Consider the following 13040-nt stretch of genomic DNA (forward strand, 5'->3'; position numbering starts at 1 on the left):
AGCATGGCGGCCGTTCAGGTCATCCGGTCCGAGTGGACCAAGATCCGGTCGGTGGCGTCCACCGTGTGGACGCTGTCGCTGGCCGTGGTGGTCACCGTCGCCCTCGGAATGCTCATCTGCGCGCTGTCGAACCGGCAGTTCGCGAACATGCCCGCGCGGGAGCGGCTCTCCTTCGATCCGACGGTGGTCAGTTTCGCGGGCATGACCCTGGGCCAGCTCGCGATGATCGTGTTCGGGGTGCTGGTGGTCTCCACGGAGTACAGCACCGGCATGATCCGGGCCTCGCTGGCGGCCGTGCCCCGGCGCGGCACCTTCCTGTTCGGGAAGGTCGCGGTGGCCGCCGCGCTCGCGCTCGCCGTCGGCATGGTGACGAGCTTCGCCGCGTTCTTCCTCGGCCAGGCCGTGCTCGGCTCCCACCGGGCCGCCGTCGGCGACCCCGGTGTGCTGCGCGCGGTCTTCGGCGGCGGGCTGTACATGGCCCTGATCGCGATGTTCTCCATGGGGGTCGCCGCGATGCTGCGCTCGCCGATGCTGTCCCTCGGCATCCTGATGCCGTTCTTCTTCCTGATCTCCAACATCCTCGGCAACGTCGACGCGACCAAGAAGGTCGGCCGCTTCCTGCCCGACCAGGCCGGGAGCCGGATCATGCGGGTGGTGCCGCGCGTGGCCGACGACACGCCCTACGGTCCCTGGGCCGGGCTCGGGATCATGGCGCTGTGGGTGGTCGCCGCGCTGGCGGGCGGCTACCTCCTCCTCAGGCGCCGGGACGCCCAGTAGGCGACGCCGTCACGCGCCGTAGTGCTCTGGCTTTACTTTCTTTTGGGCGGAACCGTCAGCGCCTCGATATCCTCCTAACCCTTACGGGGGCGTGTGCCCCGCTGTCCTGAACCTTTCGATGGGTGCGGAGCATGATCGAGGCTGTCGGCCTGACCAAGCGCTACGGCGACAAGACCGCCGTGTACAACCTTTCCTTCCAGGTGCGGCCAGGGGCCGTGACCGGCTTCCTCGGGCCCAACGGCTCGGGCAAGTCCACGACGATGCGGATGATCCTCGGGCTGGACAACCCCACGTCCGGTGCGGTCACCATCGGTGGCTACCCGTACCGCAAGCTGCCCAACGCCCCCCGGCAGGTCGGCGCGCTGCTCGACGCCAAGGCCGTGCACGGCGGCCGGAGCGCCCGCAACCACCTGCTGAGCCTCGCCCAGCTCTCCGGCATCCCGGCCCGGCGCGTGGACGAGGTGCTCGGCGTGGTCGGCCTCCAGGACGTGGCCAGGAAGCGCTCCAAGGGCTTCTCGCTCGGCATGGGCCAGCGCCTCGGCATCGCCGCCGCGCTGCTCGGCGACCCGCAGGTGCTGCTGTTCGACGAGCCCGTCAACGGCCTCGACCCCGAGGGCATCCTCTGGGTCCGCAACCTGATGAAGGCCCTCGCCGCCGAGGGCCGCACGGTCTTCGTCTCCTCCCACCTGATGAGCGAGATGGCGCTGACCGCCGACCACCTCATCGTCATCGGGCGCGGGCAGCTGCTCGCCGACATGAGCGTCAGGGACTTCATCTCGGCCAACTCGGCCGACTTCGCGCGCGTGCGCACGCCGGACACCGAGCCGCAGCTGCGCGAGAAGCTGTCCTCCGCGCTCACCGAGGCCGGCGGCCACGTGCTGCCGGAGCAGGACGGCGCGCTCCGGGTCACCGGACTGCCGCTGCCCCGGATCAGCGACCTCGCGCACGAGTCGGGCGTCCGGCTGTGGGAGCTGTCCCCGCACCAGGCCTCGCTGGAGGAGGCGTACATGCGGATGACGCAGGGCGCCGTGGACTACCGCTCCACCGTCGACCAGAAGGCGGGCCTGCAGCAGCCGCTGCCGCCCGGCGTCCAGCCGCCCATGCCGGTACCGGGCCAGGGCCAGCCCGGCTGGTACGCCCCGCCGCCGCCCCAGCAGGGCGGCCAGCCCTTCGGTACGCCTCCCGCGGGCCCGTACGGCGGCGCCCCGGCGGCCGGGTACGGCGCACCGGGCACGGCGCCCGGTGGCCCGGCGGGAGCGGCCAACCCGTACGCGCAGCCGAGCGCCCCGGGGCAGCCGCCGGCACCGGTTCAGCCGGCCGGGCAGGCGCCGCAGGGCCAGCCGCCCGCCCTGGTCAAGGCGGCTCCCCCGGCCCCCGCCACGAGCCCGGCCGCCGACGCGGCCCCCGCCTCCGCCCCCGCCGACCCGACCCAGCCCGAGGACGCCCGATGAGCACCCACCAGCCCCCCATGCCGCAGGCCCCGGCCGCCGCGCCTGACTGGCAGGCGGCGCCCGGCGGGCCGTACCCCGGCTACACCTCGCCCATCCCGGTCGTGCGCACCCACCTCGGGCACGCGCTGGCCTCGGAGTGGACGAAGATCAGGTCGGTGCGCTCCACGATGTGGACGCTCGGCGTGTTCGTGCTGCTCGTCGTCGGCATCGGCCTGCTGACCGGCGTACTGGTCGAGGCCAACTCCGACTCCACCAGCCTGTCCGGCGAGAACCCGCTCTCGTTCGGCTTCTTCGGCCTGCTCCTCGGCAGCATCTGCATCATCACCCTCGGTGTGCTGACGACGGCGTCGGAGTACGGCACCGGCATGATCCGGACGACGATGACGGCGTGCCCCAGCCGGGCCCGGGTGCTCGCCGCCAAGTCGATCGTGTTCTTCGCCGTCGCCTTCGTCGTCACCCTGGTCACCTCCACCTTCGTGGCCATGGTCCACGCGTCCCTGCTGGGGGACACCGGCGCCCGCACCCCGAGCGGCGGCGACTGGTTCAAGGCCACCGCCGGCGTCAGCCTCTACCTGGCGCTGCTCGGCCTGCTCTCGCTGCTCATCGGGTCGGTCATCCGGCACTCGGCGGGCGCCATCACGATCATGATCGGCGTGGTGCTCGCGCCGCTGGTGCTCGCGCTGTTCATGGCGACGGAATCGCTGGACAAGGTCCGCCAGTGGCTCTTCGAGTACTCGATCCCGAACCAGCTGAGCGTGTTCTACACCAACTCCCTGACCGAGTCCGGCCCGTCCGGCTGGGACCCGCTGTGGATCATGCTCGGCCTGACGGCGGCGGTGTACGCGGGCGCGTACGCGCTGCTCCGGAGCCGGGACGTGTAAGAGCCGGGACGGGCGGCCGTTCGGCTCAGAACCTCGGCGCGTTACGGGACCGCTGCACCCGCGTGGTGCGGCGGTCCTTCGCGTTCCAGCAGGCCTTGTGCCAGTGCCGGCGGTCGTCGACGCCCGCGTACTCCGGCCAGGCCACCACGTGCGGGACAGCGGAGGGGATCAGCTGGTCGCAGCCCGGGCAGCGGTAGGTCTTGCCCTGCGCGCCGGCCCCGGCGACGTGGCGCACGCTCCACTCCTCGCCCTGCCAGCTCTCCGTGGACTGCCAGCCGCCGTACCGGCCGGCGGGGTCGTCCTCGGCGCTCCGGCCCGACGATCCGGCTGCCTTCGGTCGGTTGCGACGCGGGGACACGGGACACCTCTCGGGGCTGTACGGGAAGCTCGGCTCCATCCAGCCTACGCGCCGCCGAGGCGGGTACGCGTGGGGTACGTGTAGGGAACCAACCCGTACAAGTCCCCCTCCCGTGCGACCTATTCTGCAGACAATCCGTAAATCCCTCCGGCCAGGCCGTGTCCTGGGCACGTGTCAGACGGTTATGCCGGGTGGGGGAGCTCCGGGTCGGAGCCAAGGAAGCAGGAAATGCGATGCACGTAGGAAGCTTTGTGCTGGCCGCCCAGTTCCCGGGCCAGGGTCCCGGCGAGGCCCTGCACCGGGCCGTCCGCTCGGCGGAGGTCGCCGAGCAGTCCGGGCTGGACGCGGTCTGGCTCGCCGAACACCACTTCGTGCCCTACGGCACATGCCCGTCCGCGGTCACCCTGGCCGCGCTGCTGCTCGGCCGCACCCGCCGCATCCGGGTCGGCACGGCCGTCAGCGTACTGCCCACGGCCCACCCCGTCGCCCTCGGCGAGCAGGCCGCCCTGCTGCACCTGACCAGTGGCGGGCGGTTCACGCTGGGCGTCGGGCGCGGCGGCCCCTGGGTGGACCTGGAGGTGTTCGGCGCGGGACTGGAGGCGTACGAACACGGGTTCCCGGAGTCACTCGATCTGCTGTTGCGCTGGCTGGGCGAGCCGTCCGTGGCGGCCTCCGGGGAGCGCTACACCTTCCGCGAGGTGCCGGTCGTCCCCCGCCCGACGGAGGCCCTGACGGACACGCCGGGCCCCGAGGTCGTCCTCGCCTGCACCTCGCCGGCGAGCGTACGGCTGGCCGCCGAGCGCGGGCTGCCGATGCTGCTCGGCATGCACGTCGGGGACGAGGAGAAGGCCGAGATGGTCGCCCTCTGGCGGCGCTGCGCCCGCGCGGCGGGCCGGCCGGCCGGGGAGATCGCGGGCGCCGCCCATGTCTCCGCCGGGGTCTGCCAGCTCGCCGACCGGCGCACGGACGCGGTGGAGACGCTGCTGAAGGCGATGCCCGGCTGGCTGCGGCAGGGTCTGGACGCCCATGTGACGGTGGACGGACGGGCGCGCGCGATGCGCGACCCGTACGCCTACACCGAACTGCTCTGCGGACTGCACCCGGTGGGCACCCCGCGGCTCGCGGCCGACCGGCTCGCGGCGACCTCGGAGCGCACCGGCATCTCCCGCTTCGCCCTCCTGGTGGAGGGCTCGGGCGACCTCGCGGCCACGGAGGAGAACCTACGGCGCCTGGGCGCCGAGGTGCTGCCCCAGCTGCGCTGACCGGCCCGCCGCGCGGGGGCCACCTGGGGGGCTTGCCGCCCTGGTCCTCGATGCACCTCCCCCGCGGGTGGAGCGGCAAGCCGGCGGCTGTCCGTCCGGGCCGTACCGGAACCGCGCGTCAGCAGTCCCGGAGCTCCGGCGACTGGTTGAGCAACTGGCTGCGCACCGACGTGAAGCGGGCCAACGTCTCGTCCACCGAGGCGTCCAGGGGGAACACCGCCACGCGGTGGCAGTTCTGGAAGGCCAGTCGCACACCGAAGTGCCGCTGCAACGCGCCGCGTATCGCGTCACTCGCGAGCGCACGCAGCAGCTGACCGCGTGCCTGCTCGTCCGGCGGGGGCGTCTGGTTGTCGGCGAAGGGTCCGCCGTCCACCTTCAGCTGGGCCACCAGGGAGCTGATCATCTCCCATGCGTAGGGCAGGGAGGTCCGGACGCAGTCGACGAATGCTGCTTCGTCGACCTCGCCTCGCTCGGCCTGTTCGAGTAGGGCCGGTGAGACGTCGAGCGACATGGGTTCTCCTCTCGCACCCCCGAACAGCAGGGGTTGCCGGACAGATAAGGGAGTTCGCGATTTCGAACACGCTCGGTACAGGGGCCGCAACCTCCCGTTCCTACGGTAGGCAACCGTAGGTGACCACACCAGCAGAATGCGTATATGAACCGATCCCGTTACGCCCACAATCGGCCAGGGATGAACAAGAGTTTCAAGGGACAAATGGTGCGATCCACTGGGAGCTGGGCGGACGGATCGCGAGCACCGGCGGGCGTCGAGTAGCGTTGCCGACCATGCGTCTCGTCATTGCCCGCTGCTCGGTCGACTACGCCGGCCGGCTCACCGCCCACCTGCCCTCGGCCCCGCGACTGATCCTGGTCAAGGCGGACGGCAGCGTCTCCATCCACGCCGACGACCGGGCCTACAAGCCGCTCAACTGGATGTCGCCGCCCTGCACGCTGAAGGAGGGCACCGGCGAGGACGAGGGCGTGTGGACCGTCGTCAACAAGGCGGGCGAGAAACTGATCATCACGATGGAGGAGATCCTCCACGACTCCTCGCACGAACTGGGTGTGGACCCGGGACTGATCAAGGACGGCGTGGAGGCGCACCTCCAGGAACTGCTCGCCGACCGCATCGAGACGCTGGGCGACGGGTACACCCTCATCCGCCGCGAGTACATGACGGCGATCGGGCCCGTGGACATCCTGTGCCGGGACGCGGACGGGCAGACCGTGGCGGTCGAGATCAAGCGGCGGGGCGAGATCGACGGCGTGGAGCAACTGACGCGCTACCTCGAGCTGTTGAACCGCGACCCGCATCTGGCCCCGGTCCGCGGCGTCTTCGCCGCCCAGGAGATCAAGCCGCAGGCCCGCGTCCTCGCCACCGACCGCGGCATCAACTGCCACATCCTCGACTACGACGCCCTGCGCGGCATCGAGGACGACAAGCTCCGCCTGTTCTGACCGACGGCTCCCCCGCCCTGCCGCGCGCACCGTTCCCCCGGGCACCCCGGGGAGCCACGGTAGCGGCGCGGAGGCGGGTGCCCGCCGTGGGCCGGCTCACATCAGCGTGCCGGTCGTCCCCGGAGCCGTTTGCGATGCCGACGCGCTGCTCGACGTTCCCCCGGTGGTGCCGTCCGTCGAGCCGCCGGTCGTCGTGCCGCCGGTGGTGCCGCCCGTGGTGCCGCCGGTGGTGCCGTCCGTCGAGCCCCCGCTCGTCGTGCCGCCCGTGTCACCGCCGGTGCTTCCGGTGGTGCCGCCCGTCGTGCCGGTCGAGCCACCGGTTCCGCTCCCGCCCGTGGTCGTCCCCCCACCGGTCGTCGTACCGCCCGTGCCGCCGCTCGTCGAGCCCCCGGTCGTCGAGCCACCCGTGGAACCGCCCGTGGAGCCGCCGGTCGTACCGCCGGTCGTACCGCCCGTCGAGCCACCGGCCGAGCCACCGGTCGTGCCCCCGGTCGTCCCGCCGCCCGACCCACCCGGCTTCGGCGACTTGGACGGTGAGCCGGAAGAGGAGTGGGGGCCGGAGGGCTCGACGCTCTCCGACGGGCGGGACGGGGCCACGGGCGGTGCCGGGTCGTCCGCCGTGCCGTACGTGCCGTCGGGACCCGGTGACGTGGGCCGGCTGCTGGCCGACCCGGTGCCGCCGCCGTCCGCCGGCCCCGAGCCCAGGCCGCCGTCGCCGATGTCCTGACCCGCGGACGGGTTGGCGTCGACCTTGCCGGCCGGGTTGCGGCCCGCGTCGTCGGGGGAGGTCACGCCGAGCGCGACGACCGTGCCGAGCACGGCGGCGAGCAGCGCGCCGGAGCCGGCCGCCACCAGGTTGCGCCGGGCCAGCCCCCGGATGCCGCCCCGCGGCCGGGGCACGGGGACGCGCTGGGTGACCGCGGTCTCGTACGGCACCGGCGTCCGCTCCTCCTGCCGCGCCTCCGCCGGCTCCTCCCCCGCCGCCACCGGCGGGAGCCCGGGCGCCTCGCCCGCGCGGTCGGCGAGCAGGGCCAGGGCGCGGCGGCCGGCGACCGTGCCGCGCTTGTCGGCGAGGGCGCCGCGCAGCCCGCTCGACGCCTCCAGCTCGGCGCGGGCCCGGTCGAGCTGGCCGGTGCAGAGCGCGAGTATGCCCAGCTCGTGGTGGAAGTAGGCCTGTTCGGTCACCTCGCCGGACAGCCGGGAGGCCTCCGCTCCGGACCGCAGGGCCCGCTCCCAGGCACTCCAGTGGAGCCCGGCGGCGAAGGCGGGCGCGGCCGTGCGGGCCAGCCGTACGGCGCTGCTCTCCTCGCCCTCGACGGGCGGGACCGTCCGCGGGACGACGGCGGCGAGCGCGGCGAGGACCGCGTCGGCCTCCGCGCACACCCGCTCCGGGGTGACGGAGGGGTGGCCGGCCCACCAGGCGTAGTGCCGGGCGGCGGTGTCGGCGTGCCCGGGGGCGTCGTCGGCGTACCCGGCGGCCTCCAGCTGGGTCTGCACGCCGGCCGCCAGGCGGTACCGGGAGCCGACCGGGGAGACCAGGCCGCAGCTCGCCAGCTCACCGAGGGCGGCGTCCGCGTGGGTGTCGCCGACCAGCGCGGGCAGGTGCGCCTGGTGGGGCACCTCACCGCCGAGGGCGACGGCGAAGCGCAGGGTGGCGCGGGCGGAGGCGCTGAGCCGGGCGGCGAGCAGCGGGGCGGGGGCCGCGGCCTCGCCGAGGGAGGGCAGCGGGACCTCGTCCTCCAGGTCCACGGGCGGGTCGGCCGGCAGGCGCACGTCCTCGAAGACGCCGTACTCGTCGACCGCGCCGGTGCTGGCCCGCAGTCGGTCGCGCTGCCGGAGCAGGGCGCCGGCCTGGACGAACCGCAGGGGCAGCCCCTCGGACTCGAACCAGAGGTCGCCGGCCCAGTTGGCCTCCTCCTCGGTGAGCACCCGGCCGACGGTCCGCTCCAGGATCTCCACGCCGGCGGCGCGTTCGAGACCGCCGAGGAAGACCTCCTCGACGTCGGACCCGGCGGAGGGCGCGGGCACGTCGGGGGTGGCGGCGAACAGGAACGCGCACTCGGGGGTGGCGTCGAGCAGTTCGTCCAGCGCGGCACCGCCGAACTCCAGGTCGTCCAGGACGACGACGGCGCCGATCTCCTGGACGCGGGCGAGGAGTTCGTCCCGGTCGGGGCGGTGGCGGGGGGCGTCGTGGACGGCGTGGAACAGGTCGTGCAGGAGGTCGCCGGCCGTGCGGTGGAAGCCGTTGAGGCGGACCACGCCGTCGGGGGCGAGGTCCAGGCAGTCCTCGGCGACCAGTTCGAGCAGGGCGGTGCGGCCGGAGCCGGCCGGGCCGGTGAGCCGGACCGAGCGGCCCCGGGCCAGGAGGCGGACCAGGCGTTCGCGTTCGTCCTGGCGTTCCAGCAGGGAGAGCGCCGGCTGGGCGGGGCCGGGCGGCACGGGCGGCAGGGCGGCGCGTTCCGTCCCGGCGCGTTCGGCGGCGGTGCGCTTGCGCGGCCTGCCGGGGAGTTCGGCCGGCGGGCAGGGCTCTATCTCGCTGCCGTCGACCGGATTGACGGTGAGTTGCAGGTCGCCGGTGACGAGCTGGGCCATGCGGGCGGGCACGGCCGGGCCGGCGGCGAAGTCGGAACCGAGGGAGTCCCGGGGCGGGCGGCGGCCGTGCGCCTGGCCGTGTTCGTCGGAGCCCGGGTTGACCGGGTCGATCGGCTCGATCGGGTCCATGGGTTCAAGCCCCCCAAAAGCGTCGTGTGCCCGTGTTCGCGGCCCCTCCCGGCCTTGTCGCACACCGCGCTGTCGCTTCTGGTCCGGGCCCGCTCGGTCGAGGGTTGCGAGGTGGCGGGCGACCGCACCCTAAACCTTTCCTCAGTGTCTCCGACAGGGCGGGGTGCCATGCGGTCCGAGACGTCACGGTCTTGTGTGGATTGCGTGCCTCACACCCGGGGCAGTGACTCCACCCCGATGCCGCCCTCGATGGCGAGGATGCGGTGCAGCCGGGTCGCCACCAGCAGACGCTGCATCTGTGCGGGCACGCCCCGTAGCACCAGCCGGCGCCCGCAACGGCCGGCCCGCCGGTGGGCACCCATGATCACCCCGAGTCCGGTGGCGTCCCAGGAGTCCAGTTCGGACAGGTCGAGCACCAGGTCGCCGACTCCGGTGTCGACGGCCGAGTGCAGGGCCGTACGGGCGTCCGCCGCGCTGCGGACGTCGAGGCGGCCCCCGACGACCAGCTCGGCGTGGTCGCCCCTGATGTGCATATGCGCTCCCCGTTGAGTGCGGTTGGCGTACTCGGTGACGGTGCTGTGCAACGTCTGACTGTTCGGGTGGCGGTGCGGTTGCTGCTTGTAAGCGAACCGATACCGAATTCACCCCGGGGAGTAACACTCCCGGGGTGGTCGTGCGTGATCGGGTTGACTCAGTACGTGTAGAAGCCCTGCCCGCTCTTGCGGCCGATGTCACCGGCGTCCACCATCCGGCGCATCAGCTCCGGCGGGGCGAACTTCTCGTCCTGCGACTCGGTGTAGATGTTGCTGGTGGCGTGCAGCAGGATGTCGACGCCGGTCAGGTCGGCCGTGGCGAGGGGGCCCATGGCGTGACCGAAGCCCAGCTTGCAGGCGAGGTCGATGTCCTCGGCGGTGGCGACGCCGGACTCGTACAGCTTGGTCGCCTCGACCACGAGGGCGGAGATGAGCCGGGTGGTGACGAATCCGGCGACGTCCCGGTTGACGACGATGCAGGTCTTGCCGACGGACTCGGCGAACTCCCGCGCGGTGGCGAGGGTTTCGTCACTGGTCTTGTAGCCGCGGACGAGCTCGACGAGCTGCATCATCGGCACCGGCGAGAAGAAGTGCACGCCGACGACCCGCTCGGGACGCTCCGTGGCCGCCGCGATCTTGGTGATCGGGATGGCGGAGGTGTTGGAGGCGAGCACGGTGTCCTCGCGCACGAGCTTGTCGAGCGCGCGGAAGATCTCGTGCTTGACCTCCAGCTTCTCGAAGACGGCCTCCACCACGACGTCGGCCTCGGCGGCGGCGTCCAGGTCGGTGGTCGGGGTGATGCGCGCGAGGGCGGCCTCGGCGTCCTCGGCGGACAGCCTGCCCTTGCCGACGAACTTGTCGTACGAGGCCTTGATGCCGTCGGTGCCGCGCTTCAGGGCCTCGTCGGTGACGTCACGCAGAACGACGTCCCAGCCCGCCTGCGCGGCGACCTGGGCGATGCCGGAACCCATGAGACCGGCCCCGATGACGGCGAGCTTCCGTGCCACTCCGACTCCCTATGAACGCGGTGAAAGGTCTGCCTCCTCGGCGGACCATAGCGCTCCGGCGCCGCTGTGTGACCGGTAAGTAACGCGCGTCACGTCCCATTTGACGGAGATCACACCGGCAGGGGTACGGGACGGAGGACGCGGCTCCACAAGCCGTGCGGTCAGCGGCCGACGAGGGCACGGACGGCGTCGCTCACCGGGGGAACTCCGGTTGGGCGACGGTCATGCCGGCAACAGCTCCTCGCGCCGGTCGCTCCCGCTCTGAGTGAGCGTCAACGTGCCGGTGCGGCTGGATCGGCCGAAGCGCCGGGACATCGTGCCGCTCCGCTAGGACGCGCCCCGGACGGCGTAGCCGAGGACCTTCTCGCTCAACAGGTCCTCGATGTCGTCCAGGAGGACGAGCACCTCCCGTGACACTTCGGCCGGTTCGCGCCCGGCCAGCATCTCGCGGCCGATGGCGACGAAGACGGACTGGTGGATCCAGCAGATCTGTCCGGCCATCAGGTCCGGCAGGGGGTCGTCGGCGGCGGCGCCGGTCTCCTCGCGCAGGGCCGCCTCCAGGGTGTCGTGGATCTCCTGCTGGAGGCTCCACAGCCGGGAGCGCAGCGGCGGGGCCTCGTGGATGACGCGCATGAAGCGGTCGTAGCCCTCCATCAGGCCGACCCGGGGCGAGACGGCCTCGACCTCGCCGCGCAGTTCGCGCAGGACGGCGCGCGCGGCGGACTCCCCGGCGTCCCGGCCCCGGACCCAGCGGGCGAGGCGGTCGGCCACGCCGGCGGAGCGGTCGAAGAAGAGGTCTTCCTTGGCGGGGAAGTAGTTGTAGACGGTGTTGACGGAGACGTTCGCCGCCTCGGCGATCTCCGCGACGGTCACCGCCTCGAAGCCGCGCTCCAGGAACAGCCCGGTGGCGACATCCGAGATGTACTGCCGGGTCTGCCGTTTCTTCCGCTCCCTGAGCCCCTCTGCCATGCCCGCATCCTAACTTCGCTGGGATGGCTAAAACTTTGGGGTCATTGCAAAATTTCAGAGACTCTGTTTTTCTGGCTGGCATGCCAGCAGTCATCAGCACGGCGGGCCTGGCCCGCACCTTCCAGACGAAAGCCGGCCCCGTCGACGCCGTCCGCGGCATCGACCTCACCGTCGGACAGGGCGAGATCCTCGGCTTCCTCGGCCCCAACGGCGCGGGCAAGACGACCACCCTGCGGATGCTCACCACCTTGCTGAAGCCGACCGGCGGCGCGGCCACCGTCGCCGGCCACGACCTCGTCACCGATCCGGGCGGGGTGCGCCGGGTCAGCGGCTGTGTCGCCCAGTCCGGCGGGGCCGATCCACAGATCACCGTGCGGGAGGAGCTGGTCACCCAGGGACGGCTGTACCGCCTGCCGAAGGCGGAGGCGATCGCCCGCGCCGGGGAACGGGCCGCGGACCTGGACCTCACCGACCTCCTGGACCGCAGGACCGGCGCGCTCTCCGGCGGCCGGCGGCGCCGCCTGGACATCGCGATGGCGCTCACCCACCGTCCGAAGGTGCTGTTCCTGGACGAACCGACGACCGGCCTGGACCCGGGAAGCCGCGCCGACCTGTGGGACCTGGTCCGCCGGCTGCGCGACGCGCACGGCACGACCGTCTTCCTGACCACCCACTACCTGGACGAGGCCGACGCCCTCGCCGACCGCCTGGTGATCATCGACCGGGGCACGGTCGCCGCGGAGGGCACCCCGAGCGCGCTCAAGCTCCGCTACGGCGGCTCTCTCGACGCGACCCTCCAGGACACCTTCCTCGCCGTCACCGGCCGCGGGCCCTCCCCGGCCGACACCGCCCCCGCAGCCGTTTAGGACCGAGATGCTCCTCCACGACACGGCCATCGTCTACGGCCGCTATCTCCGCCAGTCCCTGCGCTCCCGCTTCGCCCTTCTCTTCGGCGTGCTGACGCCCCTGCTGTACCTGCTCTTCTTCGGCCCGCTGCTCACCGGTCTGCCGCTGGGCGGGCGGGGCAGTTCCTGGCAGGTGCTGGTCCCCGGGCTGCTGCTCCAGCTCGGCCTGTTCGGCGCCGGGTTCGCCGGGTTCGCGGTCATCCTGGAGAAGGGACAGGGGGTGGTGGACCGGATGCGGGTGACGCCGGTCAGCCGGCTCGCCCTGCTGCTCGGCCGGGCGCTGCGGGACGCCACCGTGTTCGTCTTCCAGGCGGTGCTGCTGGTGCTGGCCGCGCTGGTGATGGGTCTGCGCGCCCCGCTGGCCGGCATCATGATCGGCTTCGCGTTCGTCGCCCTGCTCACGCTCGCGCTCGCGTCGCTGTCCTACGCGCTCGGCATGAAGGTCCGCACCCCACAGGAGTTCGGCCCGCTGGTCAACATGGTGTCGATGCCGTCGATGCTGCTGTCCGGCCTGATGCTCCCGATGACCCTCGCACCCGCCTGGCTGGACCTGCTGTCGCACTTCGTCCCGTTCCGCTACCTGGTGGACGCCGTCCGGGACGCCTACGTCGGCCAGTACACGAGCGCGCACATGCTCCAGGGCACCCTGGTGGCCGTCGGCTTCGCCGTCCTGGCCGTGACGGCGGGCACACGGGTGTTCCGGACGGCCGGGGCCTAA

13 protein-coding genes are annotated in these 13040 nt (G+C 72.7%); 7 read left to right on the plus strand and 6 right to left on the minus strand.

The window, feature by feature from the left end; translation table 11 throughout:
* Positions 1-3 precede the first annotated feature (3 nt).
* The 3 genes from AB0946_RS04675 (at position 4) to AB0946_RS04685 (ending at position 3109) form a co-directional block, all read left to right on the plus strand.
* Positions 4-777 (plus strand): ABC transporter permease, encoded by a 774-nt coding sequence (locus tag AB0946_RS04675; RefSeq protein WP_366759181.1) that lies wholly within the window; start codon positions 4-6, stop codon positions 775-777.
* A gap of 131 nt (positions 778-908) precedes the next feature.
* The gene (locus AB0946_RS04680) at positions 909-2228 is read left to right on the plus strand and encodes an ATP-binding cassette domain-containing protein (RefSeq protein ID WP_366759182.1); all 1320 of its coding nucleotides are present in this window, start codon (positions 909-911) and stop codon (positions 2226-2228) included.
* Positions 2225-3109 (plus strand): ABC transporter permease subunit, encoded by an 885-nt coding sequence (locus AB0946_RS04685; RefSeq protein ID WP_366759183.1) that lies wholly within the window; start codon positions 2225-2227, stop codon positions 3107-3109. The genes AB0946_RS04680 and AB0946_RS04685 overlap by 4 nt, the downstream gene beginning before the upstream one ends.
* Positions 3110-3134: 25 nt before the next feature.
* On the opposite strand, the gene AB0946_RS04690 is transcribed toward AB0946_RS04685, so the two are convergent.
* Complete coding sequence (locus AB0946_RS04690) at positions 3135-3467, minus strand: ATP/GTP-binding protein (protein WP_366759184.1); 333 nt, start codon at positions 3465-3467, stop codon at positions 3135-3137.
* 233 nt (positions 3468-3700) lie between these two features.
* Here AB0946_RS04690 and AB0946_RS04695 point away from each other — a divergent pair, with 233 nt between their 5' ends.
* Complete coding sequence (locus AB0946_RS04695; protein ID WP_366759185.1) at positions 3701-4729, plus strand: LLM class flavin-dependent oxidoreductase; 1029 nt, start codon at positions 3701-3703, stop codon at positions 4727-4729.
* 118 nt (positions 4730-4847) lie between these two features.
* On the opposite strand, the gene AB0946_RS04700 is transcribed toward AB0946_RS04695, so the two are convergent.
* Positions 4848-5240, minus strand: a complete 393-nt coding sequence (locus AB0946_RS04700) for an SCO5389 family protein (protein WP_030656147.1) — start codon at positions 5238-5240, stop codon at positions 4848-4850.
* 275 nt (positions 5241-5515) lie between these two features.
* On the opposite strand from AB0946_RS04700, the gene nucS reads away from it, so the two are divergent.
* Positions 5516-6187, plus strand: coding sequence for an endonuclease NucS (gene nucS, locus AB0946_RS04705; RefSeq protein WP_366759186.1), 672 nt, complete (start codon positions 5516-5518; stop codon positions 6185-6187).
* Between the two features lie 96 nt (positions 6188-6283).
* Here nucS and AB0946_RS04710 read toward each other — a convergent pair whose 3' ends face one another.
* The 4 genes from AB0946_RS04710 to AB0946_RS04725 form a co-directional block, all read right to left on the minus strand.
* On the minus strand, positions 6284-8908 hold the full coding sequence (locus AB0946_RS04710; protein ID WP_366759187.1) for an ATP-binding protein: 2625 nt from the start codon (positions 8906-8908) through the stop codon (positions 6284-6286).
* 209 nt (positions 8909-9117) lie between these two features.
* Positions 9118-9441, minus strand: coding sequence for an STAS domain-containing protein (locus tag AB0946_RS04715; RefSeq protein ID WP_030610139.1), 324 nt, complete (start codon positions 9439-9441; stop codon positions 9118-9120).
* Positions 9442-9599: 158 nt separating this feature from the next.
* Positions 9600-10448: a 3-hydroxyacyl-CoA dehydrogenase family protein gene (locus AB0946_RS04720; RefSeq protein ID WP_366759188.1), complete on the minus strand. Its 849-nt coding sequence runs from the start codon at positions 10446-10448 to the stop codon at positions 9600-9602.
* A gap of 327 nt (positions 10449-10775) precedes the next feature.
* Positions 10776-11417, minus strand: coding sequence for a TetR/AcrR family transcriptional regulator (locus tag AB0946_RS04725; RefSeq protein ID WP_366759189.1), 642 nt, complete (start codon positions 11415-11417; stop codon positions 10776-10778).
* A gap of 80 nt (positions 11418-11497) precedes the next feature.
* On the opposite strand from AB0946_RS04725, the gene AB0946_RS04730 reads away from it, so the two are divergent.
* Both AB0946_RS04730 and AB0946_RS04735 read left to right on the plus strand, forming a co-directional pair.
* A complete protein-coding gene (locus tag AB0946_RS04730; protein WP_366759190.1) occupies positions 11498-12283 on the plus strand; it encodes an ATP-binding cassette domain-containing protein in 786 nt (261 codons plus the stop codon).
* Between the two features lie 7 nt (positions 12284-12290).
* Positions 12291-13040 (plus strand): ABC transporter permease, encoded by a 750-nt coding sequence (locus tag AB0946_RS04735; protein ID WP_366759191.1) that lies wholly within the window; start codon positions 12291-12293, stop codon positions 13038-13040.

This window comes from Streptomyces sp. NPDC046870, assembly GCF_040704595.1.
Lineage (GTDB): Bacteria > Actinomycetota > Actinomycetes > Streptomycetales > Streptomycetaceae > Streptomyces > Streptomyces argyrophylli.

Excerpts from the sequence above, each read along its gene's own strand:
- AB0946_RS04675 (WP_366759181.1), top strand. The coding sequence starts at position 4 with ATGGCGGCCGTTCAGGTCATCCGGTCCGAGTGGACCAAGATCCGGTCG.
- AB0946_RS04680 (WP_366759182.1), top strand. The coding sequence starts at position 909 with ATGATCGAGGCTGTCGGCCTGACCAAGCGCTACGGCGACAAGACCGCC.
- AB0946_RS04685 (WP_366759183.1), top strand. The coding sequence starts at position 2,225 with ATGAGCACCCACCAGCCCCCCATGCCGCAGGCCCCGGCCGCCGCGCCT.
- AB0946_RS04695 (WP_366759185.1), top strand. The coding sequence starts at position 3,701 with ATGCACGTAGGAAGCTTTGTGCTGGCCGCCCAGTTCCCGGGCCAGGGT.
- AB0946_RS04700 (WP_030656147.1), bottom strand. The coding sequence starts at position 5,240 with ATGTCGCTCGACGTCTCACCGGCCCTACTCGAACAGGCCGAGCGAGGC.
- nucS (WP_366759186.1), top strand. The coding sequence starts at position 5,516 with ATGCGTCTCGTCATTGCCCGCTGCTCGGTCGACTACGCCGGCCGGCTC.
- AB0946_RS04710 (WP_366759187.1), bottom strand. The coding sequence starts at position 8,908 with ATGGACCCGATCGAGCCGATCGACCCGGTCAACCCGGGCTCCGACGAA.
- AB0946_RS04715 (WP_030610139.1), bottom strand. The coding sequence starts at position 9,441 with ATGCACATCAGGGGCGACCACGCCGAGCTGGTCGTCGGGGGCCGCCTC.
- AB0946_RS04725 (WP_366759189.1), bottom strand. The coding sequence starts at position 11,417 with ATGGCAGAGGGGCTCAGGGAGCGGAAGAAACGGCAGACCCGGCAGTAC.
- AB0946_RS04730 (WP_366759190.1), top strand. The coding sequence starts at position 11,498 with ATGCCAGCAGTCATCAGCACGGCGGGCCTGGCCCGCACCTTCCAGACG.
- AB0946_RS04735 (WP_366759191.1), top strand. The coding sequence starts at position 12,291 with ATGCTCCTCCACGACACGGCCATCGTCTACGGCCGCTATCTCCGCCAG.